The 19,384-nt window shown below is 33.1% G+C and carries 18 protein-coding genes and 1 pseudogene; 16 read left to right on the forward strand and 3 right to left on the reverse strand.

Translation table 11 applies throughout. The annotated features are described in order from the left end of the window. The first annotated feature begins 157 nt into the window (after positions 1-157). Positions 158-2,642: pseudogene (locus tag RWM24_RS05065) on the forward strand (heavy metal translocating P-type ATPase). A gap of 488 nt (positions 2,643-3,130) precedes the next feature. On the opposite strand, the gene RWM24_RS05070 reads toward RWM24_RS05065, so the two are convergent. Beyond that, the gene (locus RWM24_RS05070) at positions 3,131-3,850 is read right to left on the reverse strand and encodes a YebC/PmpR family DNA-binding transcriptional regulator (protein ID WP_006703679.1); all 720 of its coding nucleotides are present in this window, start codon (positions 3,848-3,850) and stop codon (positions 3,131-3,133) included. Positions 3,851-3,993: 143 nt separating this feature from the next. Here RWM24_RS05070 and RWM24_RS05075 point away from each other — a divergent pair, with 143 nt between their 5' ends. The 5 genes from RWM24_RS05075 to RWM24_RS05095 all read left to right on the forward strand — a co-directional run bounded on the left by RWM24_RS05075 (position 3,994) and on the right by RWM24_RS05095 (position 7,590). Next, a complete protein-coding gene (locus tag RWM24_RS05075) occupies positions 3,994-4,287 on the forward strand; it encodes a thioredoxin family protein (RefSeq protein WP_314112192.1) in 294 nt (97 codons plus the stop codon). Between the two features lie 83 nt (positions 4,288-4,370). Beyond that, positions 4,371-5,012, forward strand: coding sequence for an NfeD family protein (locus RWM24_RS05080; RefSeq protein WP_314112194.1), 642 nt, complete (start codon positions 4,371-4,373; stop codon positions 5,010-5,012). Positions 5,013-5,023: 11 nt separating this feature from the next. After that, positions 5,024-6,028, forward strand: a complete 1,005-nt coding sequence (floA, locus tag RWM24_RS05085) for a flotillin-like protein FloA (RefSeq protein WP_314076631.1) — start codon at positions 5,024-5,026, stop codon at positions 6,026-6,028. Further along, positions 6,025-6,693: a hypothetical protein gene (locus tag RWM24_RS05090; RefSeq protein ID WP_314112196.1), complete on the forward strand. Its 669-nt coding sequence runs from the start codon at positions 6,025-6,027 to the stop codon at positions 6,691-6,693. Before floA ends, RWM24_RS05090 begins: the two co-directional genes overlap by 4 nt. Before the next feature lie 81 nt (positions 6,694-6,774). After that, on the forward strand, positions 6,775-7,590 hold the full coding sequence (locus RWM24_RS05095; RefSeq protein WP_314112198.1) for a DUF2785 domain-containing protein: 816 nt from the start codon (positions 6,775-6,777) through the stop codon (positions 7,588-7,590). A gap of 337 nt (positions 7,591-7,927) precedes the next feature. Here the strand turns inward: RWM24_RS05095 and RWM24_RS05100 are convergent, their stop codons facing one another. Continuing rightward, positions 7,928-9,088: a GTP-binding protein gene (locus RWM24_RS05100; protein WP_314112200.1), complete on the reverse strand. Its 1,161-nt coding sequence runs from the start codon at positions 9,086-9,088 to the stop codon at positions 7,928-7,930. Positions 9,089-9,272: 184 nt separating this feature from the next. Here RWM24_RS05100 and RWM24_RS05105 point away from each other — a divergent pair, with 184 nt between their 5' ends. The 5 genes from RWM24_RS05105 (at position 9,273) to RWM24_RS05125 (ending at position 14,386) form a co-directional block, all read left to right on the forward strand. Further along, complete coding sequence (locus RWM24_RS05105; protein ID WP_314112202.1) at positions 9,273-10,130, forward strand: methyltransferase domain-containing protein; 858 nt, start codon at positions 9,273-9,275, stop codon at positions 10,128-10,130. A gap of 16 nt (positions 10,131-10,146) precedes the next feature. Then, the gene (locus RWM24_RS05110) at positions 10,147-11,502 is read left to right on the forward strand and encodes a hypothetical protein (RefSeq protein ID WP_314112204.1); all 1,356 of its coding nucleotides are present in this window, start codon (positions 10,147-10,149) and stop codon (positions 11,500-11,502) included. A gap of 135 nt (positions 11,503-11,637) precedes the next feature. Continuing rightward, positions 11,638-12,093, forward strand: coding sequence for a MarR family transcriptional regulator (locus tag RWM24_RS05115; RefSeq protein WP_314112206.1), 456 nt, complete (start codon positions 11,638-11,640; stop codon positions 12,091-12,093). Positions 12,094-12,141: 48 nt separating this feature from the next. Beyond that, positions 12,142-12,873: an ABC transporter ATP-binding protein gene (locus RWM24_RS05120; protein ID WP_314112208.1), complete on the forward strand. Its 732-nt coding sequence runs from the start codon at positions 12,142-12,144 to the stop codon at positions 12,871-12,873. After that, positions 12,866-14,386, forward strand: coding sequence for an ABC transporter permease/substrate-binding protein (locus RWM24_RS05125; protein WP_314112210.1), 1,521 nt, complete (start codon positions 12,866-12,868; stop codon positions 14,384-14,386). The genes RWM24_RS05120 and RWM24_RS05125 overlap by 8 nt, the downstream gene beginning before the upstream one ends. Before the next feature lie 30 nt (positions 14,387-14,416). On the opposite strand, the gene RWM24_RS05130 is transcribed toward RWM24_RS05125, so the two are convergent. Beyond that, positions 14,417-14,989 (reverse strand): TetR/AcrR family transcriptional regulator, encoded by a 573-nt coding sequence (locus RWM24_RS05130; RefSeq protein ID WP_314112212.1) that lies wholly within the window; start codon positions 14,987-14,989, stop codon positions 14,417-14,419. 345 nt (positions 14,990-15,334) lie between these two features. On the opposite strand from RWM24_RS05130, the gene RWM24_RS05135 reads away from it, so the two are divergent. From RWM24_RS05135 to RWM24_RS05155, 5 genes are read left to right on the forward strand one after another with little or no spacing between them, the layout of a single operon-like run. Beyond that, entirely contained in the window at positions 15,335-15,529 is a 195-nt protein-coding gene (locus RWM24_RS05135) for an HTH domain-containing protein (RefSeq protein WP_314112214.1), read from the forward strand. Positions 15,530-15,549: 20 nt separating this feature from the next. Continuing rightward, complete coding sequence (locus RWM24_RS05140) at positions 15,550-17,265, forward strand: PTS sugar transporter subunit IIA (protein ID WP_314112216.1); 1,716 nt, start codon at positions 15,550-15,552, stop codon at positions 17,263-17,265. Between the two features lie 12 nt (positions 17,266-17,277). Beyond that, the gene (locus RWM24_RS05145; protein WP_314112218.1) at positions 17,278-17,757 is read left to right on the forward strand and encodes a PTS sugar transporter subunit IIA; all 480 of its coding nucleotides are present in this window, start codon (positions 17,278-17,280) and stop codon (positions 17,755-17,757) included. Further along, positions 17,754-18,032, forward strand: a complete 279-nt coding sequence (locus RWM24_RS05150) for a PTS sugar transporter subunit IIB (RefSeq protein ID WP_314112220.1) — start codon at positions 17,754-17,756, stop codon at positions 18,030-18,032. The genes RWM24_RS05145 and RWM24_RS05150 overlap by 4 nt, the downstream gene beginning before the upstream one ends. An 11-nt stretch (positions 18,033-18,043) precedes the next feature. Further along, entirely contained in the window at positions 18,044-19,384 is a 1,341-nt protein-coding gene (locus tag RWM24_RS05155) for a PTS transporter subunit IIC (protein WP_314112222.1), read from the forward strand.

The following is a 19,384-nucleotide window of genomic DNA, read 5'->3' on the forward strand; positions in this document are numbered from 1 at the left end:
TTTGGGACATTTTTACTTGTGTTTAATTGAGACATTATCACTTGTGTTTGACAAAGACTTTTTAGTCTTCCTTTTTTTGTGTTGACTTTTTCAAAATAAGAGGTATAATCAATTTATGAAGTTTACAAATGTAAATTTGAGAAAGGCGGTTTTTAAAATGATAAAAGAATTTAAAGTAGAAGGATTAAAATGTTCAGGTTGTGCGAAAGCTGTTGAAAATGCAGTAAGTGCTGTTTCAGGTGTTGAAAAAGCAAGTGTTGATTTCGAAGTTAAAAAGCTGACTGTAGAATTTCAACAAGATAAAGTAGAAGAACAAAAAATTATTGAAGCTGTATCCAAAGCAGGATATCAAGCTGAATTAGCATAATAGTAAGAAGGAGTTGTTAATCATGAAGAAAGAAGAATTTGCATTAGAAGGATTACAATGTGCGGGTTGTGTCAGTACGGTTGAAAAAGTTGTCCGAGATCTTCCAGGCGTTAAAGAAGCCAATGTGAATTTAGCGACTGAAAAAATGATGGTGCAATTTAATCCAAAGGAAGCAGATGTACAAAAAATTATGGAAACTGTTTCTCTAGCTGGATATCAGGCTATATTGATAAATGATGAAGAAGATGTGTTAGAAAAAACAGCGATTAAAAAAGAAAAACAATTACAATCACTTAAAGTAAGAGCATGGGTATCAGGTGTGTTTGCCATTGTATTACTTTATATTGCGATGGGTGAAATGATTGGACTTCCTCTTCCGCAAATTTTACAGCCGATGGAACATCCAATTGTATTTTCTGTAACGCAATTGATTTTAGTCACTCCTGTTTTATGGGTGAGTCGTAGTTATTTTGTGAATGGATTTAAGGCATTGATTAGAAAGCATCCGAATATGGATTCATTAGTTGCATTGGGAACAAGTGCTGCGATTTTATATAGTGTATGGAGTACGATTCGTATTTTTGCAGGAGAGTATCATTATGTAATGCATCTCTATGTAGAATCAGCAGCAGTCATTTTAGCTTTTATTACCTTAGGAAAATATTTTGAAACTTTAACAAAAGGAAGAACTTCTCAAGCGATTCAATCATTAGTCGCTTTATCTCCTAAAGTAGCGACAGTCATTCGTGATGGAAAAGAAGTAGAAGTTCCAGTAGAGGAATTACAAATTGGAGAAGTAGTCTTCGTACGACCAGGTGAAAAAATTCCTGTGGATGGAGTTATTCTTTCTGGAGAAAGCTTTGTTGATGAATCCATGATTACCGGGGAAAGTGTACCAGTCTTCAAAAAAGAAGGAAGCAAAGTAGTTGGAGCTACGCTGAATACAACCGGTTCATTCCAAGTTGAAGTGACCCAAGTTGGGAAAGATACAACATTATCTCAAATTATTCGTTTAGTAGAAGAAGCGCAAGGATCTAAAGCACCAATCGCTGCCATTGCAGACCGTGTAGCCGGAATTTTTGTTCCAATCGTGATGGGATTATCTCTATTAGCAGGTCTATATTGGGGATTGATTGGTGGAGAATCTTTTGAATTTGTTGTGACGGTGATGATTTCTGTATTAGTCATTGCTTGTCCATGTGCATTAGGATTAGCAACTCCAACTGCCATTATGGTAGGAACAGGTTTCGGTGCTAAAAGAGGAATTTTAATTAAAAGTAGTGCCGCTTTAGAAGAAGCTGGACATGTAGGAGTTGTATTGCTAGATAAAACAGGAACGATTACAAATGGTAAACCTAAAGTGGTTGATATTCAAGTATTTAATGATTATTCAACAGAAGAAGTTCTAAAAATAGCAGCATCAATCGAAAAACATTCGGAACATCCATTAGGAAAAGCCATCGTGGAAGAAGCTGAAAAACAAGAATTTGACGTTTTACCAATTGAACAATTCCAATCTATTTCTGGTATGGGAATTCAAGGGATCGTAGATGGAAAAGAAGTGCTATTAGGAAATTATTTATTATTACAAAATCAAGGGATTGCGGTAGATGAATTTAATGCTGTGATTGATGGAGTCGCTTCTAAAGGGCAAACAGCAATGTTTGTAGCCATTCAAAAACAAGTAGCGGGAATTATTGTAGTTGCGGATACGATTAAAGCAACTAGTAAAGAAGCAATCCAACAAATGAAAGCATTAGGACTTCAAGTTAGAATGGTCACTGGTGATCATGAAAAAACAGCCAAAGCGATTGCGAATGAAGTAGGAATTGAGACAGTATATAGCCAAGTATTACCAAATGAAAAAGCAAGTGTTGTCCAACAATTATTAGGCGAAGGCTATCAAGTAGCCATGGTTGGAGATGGGATTAATGATGCTCCTGCACTTGCCAAAGCAACAGTTGGAATTGCGATTGGATCAGGAGTAGATGTTGCCATTGAAACTGCTGATATGGTTATGATGCAAGATGATTTAAGATTAGTGGCGAAAACTATTCAATTAAGTAAAATGACAATGATGACGATTAAAGAAAACTTATTCTGGGCATTCATTTATAATGTAATTGGAATTCCGGTAGCAATGGGTGTCTTACACTTCTTTGGAGGTCCATTATTAAGTCCAATGATTGCAGGAGCAGCGATGAGTTTCAGTTCCGTATCAGTAGTGCTAAATGCATTAAGATTGAATCATAAATTGTTGAAATTAGAAAAATAAACAAGATGAAGCAACCCCCAAAAGTTAAACTTTTTGGGGTTGCTTCAATTATTCGTTTTTAAGATTTATGTTTGATCTTTTTGTACATAAATTTTAAAAAAGCATACAGTAATGCTAGATAAAAACAAATAGTCGATAGATGAGCAAATAATAATAAAAAGTCAGGTAAGAAATAATATATAAGAAGTAGTGTTGCTACACCGAAAAAAGCTCCATAAAATAAATAATTACTAAATAAAAACTTACTCATTTTTATTCATCTCCACTCTGATTAGGTATCCAGTTTTCCTATCGTATCAATATTTTAAGATATAATTTTAGAAAAAAACAGACTTATCATTCAAGGAAAAATGATGTATAATTAAATTTTGTAAGGGTTTTACAAAAAGCTGTACACCCTAAATCATCTCTAACCAATCAAAAAAGTCTGTCTCAGGAGAAACTCTCCTAGGACAGACTTTTATTCTATTCTGAAAAATCAACAAAGCTTAGTCTTCTAAGTTTACATTGTGGTAAACTTTTTGAACGTCTTCATTATCTTCTAATGCGTTAATCATACGTTCGAATAAACGTAAGTCATCGCCTGTTAATGTTACTTCTGATTGAGGAATCATTTCGATTTCAGATACTGTGAATTCAGAAATTCCTAATCCTTCTAATGCTGTACGAACTGTGTTGAAGTCGTTTGGTTCAGCATAAACGATTGCTTGGTCGTCTTCTTGTACAACGTCACGAACGTCTACTTCTGCTTCCATTAATTGTTCTAATAATTCATCTGCATCTTTGTTTGCGATACCGAAGATTGCTGTATGGTCAAATAAATAAGTTACAGAACCTGGTGCACCCATGTTTCCTCCGTTTTTGCTATAAGCAGCACGAACATCTGCAGCAGTACGGTTTACGTTATTTGTTAGTGCGTCTACGATAATCATAGAACCGTTAGGACCGAATCCTTCATAACGTAATTCTTGGTAATCGCCATCGCCGCCACCTTTAGCTTTTTCAATTGCACGTTCGATAATATGGCGAGGTACATTATAAGTTTTCGCACGGTCAATTACGAATTTTAATTTTTGGTTAGAATGTGGATCTGGTTCACCTTGTTTTGCTGCTACATAGATCTCAATTCCGAATTTCGCATAAATTTTACTGTTGTTAGCATCGAGTTTAGTTTTCTTTTCTACGATGTTAGCCCATTTACGTCCCATTTTCTCACTCACTTTCTAAAAATATCTATAAGACATTCTTCATTATACAGATGGAAGCTAGGTTTGTTAAGTATTTTCTATTCAGAAATGCATTTTACAAGAAAATTTTTCTAAAAATGTTACACTATAGGGGAGGTGAGTTTATGAAAAATATTAAAGTAATCTATTTAGGAAGTGAAACTTGTGGTGTTTGTCATGTATTACAGCCACGAGTAGAAGAAGTTACAGAGCAAGAAGGAGTAGCGTTAGAAATCATTAATGTCACTCAGCATCCTGAAGTGGCAAGTCAGTATCAAGTACTAACAGTTCCGGTTGCGATTGTGTTTGTAGGAGAAAAAGAATTTGCTCGCCAAGCGAGATTTATTGATATAGATTTGTTTGAAAAACAACTACAACAAGCGAAAGAATTTTCTAAAATGGAAGACTATTCATCGTAATTCTAGAAATGGTTTTCATCCTTTAAATTTAAGCATTTGTTAAGAATTATTCGGTTGTATTTAAAAAGAAAAGTGCTATAATGATGGCAACGAATGGGGGTGGTCTTTTGTATGTAGACTTATTATTACTGTTTGTAGCTGTCGGGGGTGTTTTCATATCTTTGTTCTCCAAATGGAACCTACTCGGTAGTTTTCTAACAGTAATAAGTTTTGCGACCTACATTTTCCTTCATCCATACTGGAATTTCTTCGTTATCATCCTATTTGTATTTGGTTTCCTATTTTTAGGATTGGAAGTATTAATTCCAGGAATTGGTGCTTTAGGAGTGTTAGGAACAGTATTAGTTCTAGGAGGGATGTACTGGGCAAACCAGGCTGTCATGGATTTAGTCGTTTTAATCTTAATGTCACTATTGTTGGCAATCGTCTTGTTAGTTTTATTGGTAAAAAGGGGAAATCATTTTTCTCATAAGAAAGGATTAGTATTACTTTCTTCTCTAAAAAAATCAAAAGGCTATTCAACCTCAAAAGTATATGACGATTTAGTCAATAAAATAGGGAAAACACTAACGGTATTACGTCCAAGTGGAAAGGCTGAACTAGACGGTGAAATCGTTGATGTGGTGAGTACAGGATTTGTCATTCCAGAAGATACAATGATACAAGTTGTCAAAGTAGAAGGAAGTAAAATTGTCGTACAAGTTTTGGAGAACAATAATGAGTAGGAGGGAGTAACATGTTAGAAAAAGGTTTATTAAATAATCCAACAGGAGTCATTGGACTCATTGTGATACTATTTCTAATTTTAACAGTGGTCATGTTATTTTTTAGATTTGTACCAATTGGATTATGGATTACAGCGTATTTTTCTGATGTAAAAATTGGAGTAGGCACATTAGTAGGGATGAGATTACGTCGAGTAGCTCCTCAATATATTGTGCGTCCAATGATTAAAGCAACAAAAGCAGGGTTGAAAATCGATATTAATGAATTAGAAGCCCATTATTTAGCAGGAGGGAATGTCAATGTAGTCATTGATGCATTAATCGCAGCACAACGTGCGAACATTGACTTAGAATTTGAACAAGCAGCTGCCATTGATTTGGCAGGTAGAAATGTATTTGAAGCCGTTCAAGTGTCTGTTAATCCAAAAGTAATTGAAACGCCTGTTATTGCAGGGGTTGCGATGGATGGGATTGAAGTTCAAGCAAAAGCAAAAGTAACGGTACGTGCCAATATTGAACGATTAGTTGGGGGTGCTGGTGAAGAAACTATTATTGCCCGTGTTGGTGAAGGGATTGTTACTACCGTTGGTTCAGCAGCTCACCATAAATTAGTTTTAGAAAATCCGGACTCTATTTCCCAAACGATTTTGAGAAAAGGATTAGATGCAGGTACAGCATATGAAATTCTATCCATTGATATCGCAGATGTTGATGTCGGTAGAAATATCGGAGCAAAATTACAAGCAGAACAAGCAGAAGCAGATAAGAAAATTGCACAAGCTAAAGCTGAAGAACGTCGTTCTCTTGCTGTAGCGCAAGAACAAGAAATGTTAGCAGAAGTACAACGCATGCGTGCAAAAGTTGTAGAAGCTGAATCGCAAATTCCATTAGCAATGGCAGAAGCTCTTCGTAATGGAAAACTTGGAGTCATGGACTACTATCAATTGAAAAATATTCAATCGGATACAGATATGAGAGAAGCGATTAGCAAATCTTCTGTTGAGAGTGAATCATGAAAATTGTAATCTTTCTCTTGTATGTAGTAATTCTTGTGATCATGTCTGCTGCTAGTTATATTCAATTAAAACTAAAGAGTGAAGAAAAGGGATTTAACCAACTGCACGATTGGTTGAGTCATTCTTTTCAAGAAACACCAGTTTTGTCTCAACATCATCATCCAACAAATCAAAAAGTGGAAGATGTTGTCGTAGAAGAAATGCCTGAAACAAAAGCGACATTATCTCATACAGAGAAAATGAGACAACAATTTTTAAAGATGGTACAAGTGTTTCAACAATTTTCACCAGAGGATTATTCTTTATCCGTATTTGATAAGGAACTCATTCAAAGAGTGTCGATTATTTCTTCAGAAGAAATTGATACGATGAGAAGAAGTGCCATTTTAATTCATACTGAAAAATTAAAACGATTATACTTAAATAATCCGAATTTGCCAGAAGAATTATTAGAATCTCTTCGAACTTTTGTAGAAGAAATGGAAGCTATCCAATTACAGGAAGAAGAAGTTCAACATATGGGCTCAAAAGGCGATTTAGTCGTTGAAACTGTAAAAAGTGCAACAAATTATACAAAGAAAAATCGAGTATTAAAACATCACTTACAATGGAAAAAAGCGATTATCGCAAGTGAAGTGTTGTCAAAAGCAAAAAGTTTGAGATAGAAAAAATCGAAAGAAGGCTAGGTAGAAATGCTTAGCCTCTTTATTTTGTGCTAAAATATTTCTAGTAGAGAGGTGAATACCATGTTAGAACAAGAAATGATTACTCAGTTAAAAATAAAACAAGGGAATAAAATAGCATTAACACAAGAAGAATTAGAATGGTTATGGGAGAATATAGGAAATCCGAATCCAGAAATTCGAGATAGCTTAGTCTTTAATTTATTTGGACAATTTATTTTTGAACAACTGATAACAAAAGAACAATTACGATGGATCATTGAAAAAGTGAATGTTATGAATCCTTTGGAGTATAGAATCGAAGAATTCGGTAGTGCAACAGCATATCGTTCATTCTCAGCACTTGTAATGGGAATGATTTTACAAGTTGATGGGGATCAAACAAGTGGGTATGATTCCTGTTTAACAAATTCAGAGAGAGTCACTTGGATGCGAAATGGAATTCGTTATTTGACAAGGGAACAAGATAGAATGGGATATGATGAGAAGTTAGGATGGGTACACGCATTTGCTCATGGAGCAGATTTATTAGGAACCATTATTGCTCATCCAAATTGTACCCAAGAAGATGTAGTAGAAGTATTAGAAGTCATTAGTGATATTTTTCAAAAGAGTAAACAACCATTTATGGATGAAGAAGAAAAACGATTAGGATTAGCAATCTTTTTTGGAATAGAGTCTGGAAATCTTTCACAAAAACTATTGTGTGAGTGGATGAAAGAGCAAAGATTTGAAGAATTAGATGGAAGCCGTGAAAGTTATCAACGTTTAGCAATGTACAAAAGTTTTTTAGCGACAATCTATTTTAGGATGGAAGCTTTAAACCTTTGGGAAAATTCTTTAAAGGATGAGATGATGATAATCCTCCAAGAATATTAAAAAACCACCGACACAGAGGTCGGTGGAAAAAAGGATTTTGAAATATTTAATTTGGGAGGATAATATTTCTTATTTGGGAATGACTAAAGTATAGAGTGAAATTTTGAAAATAATATGAAGACTCCGATAAGAAAGTGAGAAGAATTTTTGGAGAATTAAATAAAACAGAAAAAACATTTTTCCGTGGCAAAAGTACTATAATCCTTTGGCTTATAGTACAGGGAAAATTTGAGACCAAGGCTCAAATTTTAGCCATGAGCCTCGCAGTTGCGAGGCTGCTGGCGACCATGCTACGGCTAGAAATGTTTTTTCTGTTTTATGTCATATTCTACGGAATTTATTTATTTGTACAAGCAACGAAACTTTCTCTTAACGTATCTTCTGGTAAGTTCTTACCGATAAAGACTAAAGTCGACTTACGCTCCGTATCATTCCAATCACGTCCACGAGAAATATCAAAACTCATTTGAACTCCTTGGAAAATGATTTGATAATCTAAACCTTCTACGCTTAAAATCCCTTTATAACGATATAATTCAGGTCCATAAATATAAACTAATTCATTCAACCATTCGTTAATATGAGCTAAAACAAGAGGTTTCTCTGTTTCAATGACAAATGAATTAATACCGCTGTGGTGGTGATGTTTGTGATGATGATGTCCATGATGGTGATGATCATGGTCGTGATCGTGGTGATGCTCTCCATCATGATGGTGGTGATCGTGTTCACCGTGTGCATGAGCATGACCGCATTCTTCGCAGTGTTCTTCATCGTGATGATGGTGGTGATCATGTTCCCCATGAGCATGAGTGTGTCCACAAGCTTCACAATATTCTTCTTCAGAATTTTCTTGCATTTCTAAAATTTTCTTTTCAGAAGCATAGAATAATTCAAGGCCAAACATATCTTTCATTTCAACTGGACGAGCATCTAAATCTTGAATTTCTGCAAAAGGATTGATAGAACGAACTTCGTTAATGACTTTTGCATAAATTGTATCGTCTACTAAACTATGTTTAGACATAAAGATTTTGTCTGCAAAACCAACTTGTTTTGCTGGTTCAGTTTGATGAGTGGTTTGATATAAGAAATTTTTTGAATCAACAACTGTTAAAACAGCGTCTAAAATAAAGTGTTCATTTAAAAATGGTACATTGATAAATGTTTGAGCAATTGGTGCAGGATCTGCTAAACCAGTTGTTTCAAATAATACACGGTCTACTTTAATACCGTTTTGTTCTTTGACCATTAAAATAGATTTTAACATGTCTGCAATATCTGTACGAAGTGTACAACATAAGCAGCCATTATCCATTTGATAAATTTCTTCTTCTACATCTAATACAAATTGATGGTCAACACCAATTTCTCCAAATTCATTAATAACTACGGCAATATGTTCACCGTGTTTTTCTTTTAATACTTTGTTAATGAGCGTTGTTTTACCTGCTCCTAAAAATCCGCTGACAATGGTTACTGGAATTTTGCTACTCATCTTATTTTCCTCCATTCATGTAATTAAATCGGCATAATTACGATTCTATTCTATTGTATCATTGCAGGGAAAAATGTCAAAATAAAAAATCGGTTATTTTGATGGAGAAGGAAAGAAAAGCAAACAGAAAAGTAATTTTATGGTATACTGAAAACTAGGAATAAATGGAGTAGGAGTGTGAATGATGCAAAAGAAAATCGACTGGAGTCGAGAGTTTATACAAAAACATCAACAGTTATTTGCATGCCCCTATTGTCATGCAGCTATTGAAGCGTTAGATGGGTATAGTCTGGTTTGTACGAACCGTCATCGTTTTGATATTAATAAAAAAGGCACTCTCCATTTGATGAAACAAAAAGCGAATGAGGATTATGATGCTGAGCTATTTACGCATCGTTATGAATTAGCGCAAAGTGGTTTCTTTAATCCTTTATTAGATGAAGTTTTGTTACTGATTTTAAAACAGGAGAATCAACTAATTCTTGATATTGGCTGTGGAGAAGGAAGCCCGCTTGCTTATTTATCGTCATTTTTAGAAGGTATTCCTTTAGTAGGAATGGATATTGCTAAAGAAGGAATTCTGGCTGCTAGCATTCATCACTCTCAAAAAGCTTTGTGGATTGCGGCAGATTTAGCGCAACTGCCTTTCGGGGATGAATCCTGTGGTACACTTATTAATATGTTAACTCCATCGAATTATAAGGAGTTCAACCGTGTACTAGCACCAGGAGGAACATTAGTTAAAATTATTCCTGGAAGTAATTATTTAATTGAATTAAGACAACAATTATATAAAAGTAATGAAGAAAAACAACACTATTCGAATGAGGATATTGTAGAACGGTTTAAACAAGAATATCCATCTATGAAGATGAAAGAAGTTTCTTATCAAGTGACACTTACAAAAGAAATGTATGGACACTTATTACAAATGACTCCTTTATATTGGGGAGCGAGTATTGAAGATCAAGACTATAGTAAAAATCATCCTTTAGAAACTATTACGGTACATTTATGGATATTAGTTGGAGAAAAGAATTAACGACGGAGGAAAGAAAATGGGATTAAAAGATTTATTTAACAAACAACAAAAAGAAGAAACAGCAAAAGAAAAACCAACATTCAAACTAGGGGTAGAAGATGTTTATAAAATTAGTGACGACTCACTAGACCTAGTAGTAACAGGAAATCTTGAAGGAACATTAAAAGTAGGAGACTTTGTTTGGTTGACAAATCTTGGGGATGATAATGGAACTGTAAGAACTTCTGCGATTTATGCAATGGAAAATGCTCAGCGAGAAAAAGTGTTTGAAGTAACAAATGAACCAGTGGCTCTTTGGTTAGAAGATGCAATGCCTTTAGGCATTAAAAAAGGAACAGTATTACATGAAGAAGGTGCCGACAAGGAAGAAATTTATAAAACTTTTGTTAACACAATAGGAAATGTCTTTGTAGGACGTCAAGAAGGAGTTTTAACGCAACGAGATCTTGATATATTAACCTTAGCAGATTTATCAGAAATTGCACGTGTATTTTTACTATACTGTCATATGAATGCTTCACAAGAAACACCAGAAGAGCATACTGAAAATATCGGCAAAATTGAACAACTAATGATTGCTGTACGAGATAAATTATTACAGGCAGATGAATTAGTAACGGTTTATTCTAAAAAAACAAAAGAACCATATTTATTCTCTCAAACACAACAAAGAGAAGAAGGTGGATTTATTTGTAGTTCACCAATGATCTTTATTGCTCCAGTAGCGTATGAAGAAAGATTAGCGTCTCGATTTGCAGATGAAGAAATTTTTGAATTACGTCGTATTCACAAAGGAGAAGATGGAAAAGGTATTGAGAATTTCTTCTTAGAAACGTTCTACCAAAACGGAGCGACAGGTGTCCATCTTGTAACAGAACAAACATCTCTTGCAGCTGAAGGAATTATTGCAGCGCCTGATTTTACAGGAGTAGCAGAAGAAGATATTCCTGTGACCAATCCTGATGCGATGAGATGGATCTTGTTATTAGGACAATTAGGATTCCCACAAACAGAAGAGCAAAAAATTATGCACGGCTTATACTATCGTTTCTTATGTTTGGAATTACCAAAAGCAAAATTCTTAACACCAATTAAATTAGAAAATGCAGATCCAAATGTTCCAGTTGACTTAGAAGCTGGTGAAAAAATGAATATTGCGATTTTACCAGGGAAAGATGAAAAAGAAGCAATGGTCTTCTATACAGATTGGAAGAGATTGAGAGAAATATATGATGAAAGCTGGAGTGGAATGATTCAGACTTTATCTCAAGTAACAAAAGCTTTTGATGTGGTCATTAACCCATCAGAAAATCCAGCTCTTGGATGTTATGTTAACGATGAAATGTTTGAAGAAATGAAAAAAGTAGATTAATGAATCGAAGAGGAGTGTTCGAGTACGAATACTCTTCTTTTTTTAATTTTTATAAAATTTCTATATAGAAACAATTGACAAAGTGGATAAAAAGGAATATATTTCTATATAGAAGTAAAAAAGGAGTTTATGCTTATGGATTGTAAAAAGAATGGGGGATATTTAATTCACCATATTCGTTTATTAAATGGAAGACTTTATCAAAAATTGTTGAGTAAAGAACCAGATGCTCTTTTTAGAAGTGAACAAGAGAAAATATTGTCGATCTTATGGAATGATACGGAAGGGTATATTACCTGTTCAGAATTGAGCTGTAGAACTGGACTAGCGAACAACACATTAACGAGTATGCTAAAAAAATTAGAAGAACAAGGTTTAGTTTGCCTGCAAGATTGTCCGAAAGATAAACGTAGAAAATATGTGAACTTAACGGAATTAGGAAAATCTCAAAAAGAAATCGGAGAAAGAGTTAGCCGAGCGTTAGGAGAAATCTTCTATACAGGATTTAAGGAAGAAGAAATCGTTCAAGTAGAGAACTATTTAAATCGAATTCTGCAAAACTTAAAAAATGGAGAACTGGAGAAAAATTAGAGTGACTGTTGTAGAGACAATCTGATTTTGCTAAAAGGGGGAGTTAAAATGATTGAATATAAAAATGTAGCATTGCGCTACGATGAAAAAACTGTTTTAAAAGATGTTAATTTACGTATTGAAGACGGTGAATTTATGGTCTTAGTTGGACCATCTGGTTCGGGGAAAACGACAATGATGAAAATGATTAACCAATTAATCGAACCAACAGATGGAAATATTTACTTAAATGACAAGCGTATTAAAGATCATGATCAAAGAGAATTACGATTAGAAACAGGATATGTTTTGCAACAAATTGCGCTTTTTCCAAATTTAACGGTAGCTGAAAATATTGCCTTAATTCCTGAGATGAAAGGTTGGAAAAAAGAACAAATTCAAGAGCAAACGAAGGTGCTATTAGAGAAGGTTGGACTTTCTTTTGAAGATTATGCACATCGTTATCCAAAAGAATTATCCGGAGGAGAACAACAACGAGTAGGGATCGTTCGAGCAATTATTGCGACTCCGAAAATATTATTAATGGACGAACCTTTCTCAGCATTAGATGCCATTAGCCGTAAACAATTACAAGATTTAACAAAACAGTTACATCAAGAATTTAAAATGACAACACTATTTGTCACACATGACACAGATGAAGCTATAAAGTTAGCCAATCGAATTGCTGTATTAAAAGATGGAGAAATTGTACAAGTAGACACTCCTTATGAAATTCAAACAAATCCGGTTAATGCGTTCGTCAAAGAATTATTTAAAGGGGGAGAACATCATGAATGAATTGATTCGAACATTTCAAGAGAGAAATAGTGAATGGATGTTATCTCTTGGGCAACACCTTCAACTTTCTTTATTAGCGTTATTATTAGCAGTAGTAATTGCTATTCCTGTTGCAGTATTAGTGAGTCCGTCAAAAAAGATTTCTGGATTTTTATTACAAATTGCAGGAATTATTCAAACATTACCATCTTTAGCGTTAATTGGATTATTTATTCCATTAATGGGGATTGGAACATTACCAGCTTTAACGACTTTAGTGTTATATGCGCTATTCCCGATTTTGCAAAATACAATTACAGGGCTACAAGGAATTGATGAAAGTCTAGTCGAAGCCGGAATTGCTTTTGGAATGACAAAATTCGAGCGTCTTAAAAAATTTGAAATTGCACTAGCAATGCCTGTCATTATGTCAGGAATTCGTACAGCAGCTGTGTTCATTATTGGAACAGCAACTTTAGCAGCGTTAATTGGTGCTGGAGGATTAGGAAGCTTTATTTTATTAGGAATTGACCGAAATAATTCAAGTCTTATCTTGATTGGAGCGATTTCTGCTGCGATTTTAGCCATTTTATTCAACTTCTTATTAAAATGGATGGAAACTGCAAAATTAAGAACGATTTTGGCAGTATTTTTAGTCTTAATTATTGGCTTAGGAACTTCTTATGCTCCAACAATTGCTAAAATGCATACATCAGATAAGCTAGTTATCGCAGGAAAATTAGGACCAGAACCTGAAATCTTGATGAATATGTATAAATTATTAATTGAAGATCAAACGAAATTAAAAGTTGAAGTGAAGCCAAACTTCGGGAAGACGAATTTCTTATATGAAGCATTGAAAAAGGGAGATATTGATATTTACCCAGAATTTTCAGGAACCATTACAGAAAGTTTATTGAAAAATAAACCAAAAGTTAGTCATGAACCTGAAGAAGTGTATGAAGTAGCTCGTAAAGGAATTTTAGAACAAGATGGTTTTGTATTTTTAAAACCAATGGCGTATCAAAATACTTATGCAGTTGCCGTACCAAAACAATTAGCAGAAGCTGAAAAATTAACAAAAATTTCTGATTTGAAAAAAGTGAACCGTCCATTAAAAGCTGGATTTACACTAGAATTTAATGATCGTGAAGATGGGAATAAAGGATTGCAAAGTATGTATGGCTTACAATTGGATGTAGCCACAATGGAACCTGCATTACGTTATCAAGCTATTCAATCTGGTGATATTCAAGTTACAGATGCTTATTCAACAGATGCAGAAATTTCACGTTACCAGTTGAAAGTATTAGAGGATGATAAACAATTATTCCCACCGTATCAAGGGGCTCCTTTAATGAAACAAGAATTGTTGAAAAAACATCCTGAATTAGAAGGGATTTTAAATCAATTAGCTGGAAAAATTTCTGAAGAAGAAATGAGCCAAATGAACTTTGAAGTAGGGGCAAATGGAAGACCTGCTGAAGAAGTTGCTAGAGAGTATTTAGTGAAGATTAATCTTTTGAAAAAGTAATAAAAAACGCATGAATCGTGCGCTCACGATTCATGCGTTTTTTAATTTTTTAGAGAAAACTTCTCTAACTGCATTTGTTAATGGGAATAGGAATTCTGTAATTTCTTGTGGACTTTCTTTTTTACCGTTTGCAATCCATTTTTGACAAACACCAAACAATGCATTCGCTAAATAAACCCCATAATATTCTAAATCTGTTTCATTTAAAGGGTGATTCGTAGAATGATTTTGAAAATCGGATTTTAATAAAATGAGTAATTTATTTCGAAGAAAATTTTGAATTTCTTTTGTTCCATTTTCGGATAATAGGGCTGCCAAAAGTGGTTCAAATTGTAAGTATTTAAAAATTTCTAAGAGAACTTGTTGCCTGTTATTAGCATATTTCTCAAAAATATCTTCAAGGTTTCCAAATAAATTACTTTGATAGTGATCAATCATGTCGTACTTATCTTTGTAATGCGTATAAAAACTAGAACGACTAATTCCAGCTATTTCAGCCAATTTTACAGTAGTAATTTGGTCAAAAGGCTGTTCTGCTAGTAATCGTACCATAGCATCTTCAATCGCTTGTTTCGTTTTTTGTCGTTTAATGCTCTCTGTCATCATGTCTCCTATAGTTAGCTTGCTATCTAGATGTACTTTTTTGTTATTATCTTAACAAAAATTAGGCTGTGTGTATAGGAGGAGGAAGAGGAGCTTGAATATTTGAAATTCGAGAGAAAATAATATTAGATACCTTTATTTTCTTTAAAAATCTTTAAGAGAGTATTGATTACATACGGATAAAGTAGGAAAATAATAGGAAATAAATCTATATTTTAATAATTAAAATTTGTAATTTAAAAAAGGGAAATAAAACTTCCACAATGTTCTGGAAAAAAGTTGATTTAATATTATATTGCAAGCGGTTTAAAATGGAAATGTGGAAATGGTTGGAGGGTGATTTTAATGAATAATAGACAGGTGGATCTATTGAATCGGTTAATTCAAGAAAATGAGCCTGTGACAGGAAAGGTGTTAGCTCAACAGTATCTGGTTTCCACTAAAACGATTTACAATGATATTTCAGTAATTAATCAATATTTAAAAGCTTTTTCTTCAGAAATAAAGAAAAACCTAGTACGGGGATTTATATTGAAATAGATGAAAAATACAAAGAACAATTGAAGAAAACTTTTCAAACTTCACAAAAGACGAATAAGCAAAATGAAGAGTATAAACTATTATCTACATTTATGTTGAAAAATGAAATTGATATCTTAGATTGTTCAATTGAAAATTTCACGAGTGAATCAACTATAAGAAGAGAAATTCATGAACTAGAAAAAGAAATTAATAAGAATGGAATCAAATTGATTAAACATCAAGGGAAAATTTCATTGGATGGTTTGGAAGACAATATTAGAAAATTCTTTCGTAATAAGTTGTTAAGTGGATTAATTCATTTTAATTTAACAGGATTATCGAATTATGGATGTATTAATCAGAATAGAGTTCAAGAAATTATCCAAATTATGAATCAGTTGTTAGAAAAATATAAATTTTCAGTTTGTTATGAATATCGTCATTATTTATTAATGGACTTGGTAATTTTTGATATTCGTTGGAAATACGGATATTTTATAGATCAACAAAATGATTTAGATAGCAATAATCCTAAAATAATTGAAACATATTTATTGGCTAGAGATTTGTTGAATGAAGTTTCTGGAACAGAAGTTGCCGAAAAGGAGATTATTTCTCTTTGCCAAAGTTTAATTACTATTGGAAATTATGAAAATTCTTATTTAGAGTCCAATGTTCAAATTGAGAAAACGGTGGATGAATTTATAGCATTAGTTGGTGAGTTAGCGGGTATTCATTTTGAACAAGACGAGTATTTAAGAGGAATGTTAATCAATCATATTCCAGCAATGATTATGAGATTGCGAAATAAAATTCATTTGAAAAGTGATTTGATGGAAGAAATTAAGTACCAGTATGGAGTCTTGTATAACTTTGTTTGGTTATCAGGAAAAGTTTTTAAGAATAATTTCAATGTTGAATTAACAGATAACGAAGCGGCGCTTTTAACCATACATTTGGAGATATCAGTAGAAAAGATAAAAAAACCAATGAATATTTATGTAATATGCCCACATAGTTTAGCAACATCGGAATTATTATTGAATCAAGTTAGAAAAATAACAGGTCAGTACGAACATATTCATAAAGTTGAGTATTCCAAAGCAAGCTCTTTAGATATTAGCATAAACGACTTAGTGATTAGTTCTGTGGAATTAAAGAATGTGTCGTTTCCTTACATTCATGTTGGAACGATTATGAAAGAAGATGATTTATTAAAAATCCAAAGGAAATTTTTAGCTAATACAATGGAGCAAACACAATATAACTTTTTAACAAAAAATGATGAAGAATATACGAATCGACTCATAAAAAAATTACTTGGAAAATCAGTATATATCAGAGAAAAAGTAAGCAGTGTTGAAAAGTGTTTATCAAAGATTATTCAATTAGCTGATGAGAAAAATCTTGAAAATATAAAATTTGAAAAGACTATACGACATAGAGAAAATTTAGGAATTACAAGTACTTATACAGGTATAGCACTTCCTCATGCAAATCCAAAAGAGGTTAAAACTAGTGAACTAATTATGATGACATTAGAGAAACCAATCTATTGGGGACAAAATTTAGTTAAAGTTGTAATGTTAATTGCAATTGCGGAAAAGGAATTAGAATTTTATAAAGATGCTTTAAAAGTTATTTATTCTAAGATTGATAGTTCTTCTTATATACAAAAATTATGGGAGAGCGAAAATCATGAAAGTTTTATAACAGCATTATTTTCAGAAGCTAACTTTGAATCAATATTATAAGGAGTGAAAAAAATGACAATTATATCACAGTTAGTCAATAAACAATTAATTAATTTAGAAGGAGTGGGTGAAGACAAAAAAGAATTGCTTCAAAAATTGTCTAAAACTTTGTTTGATAAAGGGTTTGTAACAGATGGATTTGCATCTGCAATTGTGGAAAGAGAGGAGGAATTTCCGACAGGATTAAGATTAGAAAAAACAGCAGTAGCAATTCCGCATACGTATAGTGAATATGTAAAAAAACCTTTTATTTACATTGTTAAATTATCAAAACCTATAACTTTTATTCAGATGGGGACATCGGATGAAGAGGTTCCTGTAAATTTTGTGATTGTATTAGGAATTTCTGAACCAAAAAATCAAACAGGTTTGTTAGTTGAACTAATGAATATTTTTGGACAAGATGAATTTATTACAAAATTGCAAAATGCAAAATCGGAAGAAGAAGTTTATCAATTATTTGTAACAGTAGAAATGGAGGAAGAGTTATGAAAAAATTAATTGTTGCATGTGGATCAGGAGTGGCTACTTCTCAAACAGTAGCATCAAAAGTTGAGAGATTATTAAAAGAAGCCAATGTACCTTGCGAGATTGAAGCTGTAGATATGAAGGCATTAGAAACGCATTTGAAATCAGCAGACGGATATATTTCAATCGTTAAAGCGAAAAAAGATTATGGTGTTCCAGTATTTAACGGAATTGCATTTTTAACAGGAATGGGTCAAAAGCAAGAGTTACAAAAAATTATTGATTTTTTAAATAGTTAGGAGGAAATAATATGGAAACCTTGCAAGTCATTATTCAATATATTTTGGATTTAGGAGCGGCAGTATTTGTTCCATTTTTAATGCTAATTGTTGGATTAGCAATGAAAATGAAGTTTAGAGAAGCTTTCACAGCAGCGTTAACTCTAGGGATTGCATTTACGGGTATGGGAATTCTTGTAAACTTTATTATGACAAGTATGGGTGCAGCAGCAAATGATTTAACAACTCATACTGGGTTAAGTTTACCAGCAGTAGATATTGGTTGGCCTGGTGCGGCTGCAATTAGTTGGGCTTGGCCATATGCGTTCTTAGTGTTCCCATTACAATTAGCGATTAACTTTGTAATGTTAGTAACTAAACAAACAAAAACATTAAATGTAGACTTATGGAATGTATGGAATAAAATTTTTACAGCAGTAATTGTAACATACTTTACAAATAATATTTTCTTAGGATTTATTGCAGCAGCTATTATTATTGTATTAGAACTAAAACTTGGAGATGTATTTGCACCAGAAGTAGAACGTTTAACTGGAGTACCAGGAATTACAGTCCCTCACTTCATTTGTATGATTGCAGTAATTTTACATCCAATTGACGAATTATTGAAAAAAATTCCTGTATTAAATAAACAATTTGATGCTGATACATTGAAAGAAAGAATTGGAGTATTTGGAGAAAATGCAGTAATGGGAGCTATTATTGGATTTGCATTAGGAGCAGCATCTGGTAATGGTATTAAATATGCATTAACTCTTTCAGTTCAAGCTGCTACAGCTTTAACTTTATTCCCAATGGTGTCAAAATTATTCTCTCAAGCTTTATCGCCAATTTCAGAAGCAGTATCTGACTTTATGCGTGAAAAATTTGAAGATCGTGAAGTTTATATTGGTTTAGATTGGCCAGTTCTTGGTGGACGTAATGAATTATGGGTAGCAGTTATCTTTACAATTCCATTCTTATTAGTAGGATCTATTGTTTTACCTAATAATATTGTATTGCCTTTTGCAGGTATTATTAACTTATCATTTGTTGTAGGAGCGCTATTATTAACAAATGGTAATGTATTAAGAATGATTATTCATGGTTTAATTTCTACTCCTTTATTCTTATATGGAGCAACTTACTTCACTCCATATATGACTCGTTTAGCAGAAGAAACAAAAACGTTAAATCAAAGTGGTTTAATTTCATGGGCAACTTTTGAAGGGCCAGATATTCGTTATATTTTAGCAAATGGATTTAATGGTGATGTTATTGCTATTGTATTAGGAGTTGTATGGTTAGCTCTTTATGTATGGTTACTAAAAGATAGAAAGAAATATAATGAAATGTTAGAAGCAGGCGAATAG

The organism is uncultured Granulicatella sp., assembly GCF_963516875.1.
Taxonomy (GTDB): Bacteria; Bacillota; Bacilli; order Lactobacillales; family Aerococcaceae; genus Granulicatella.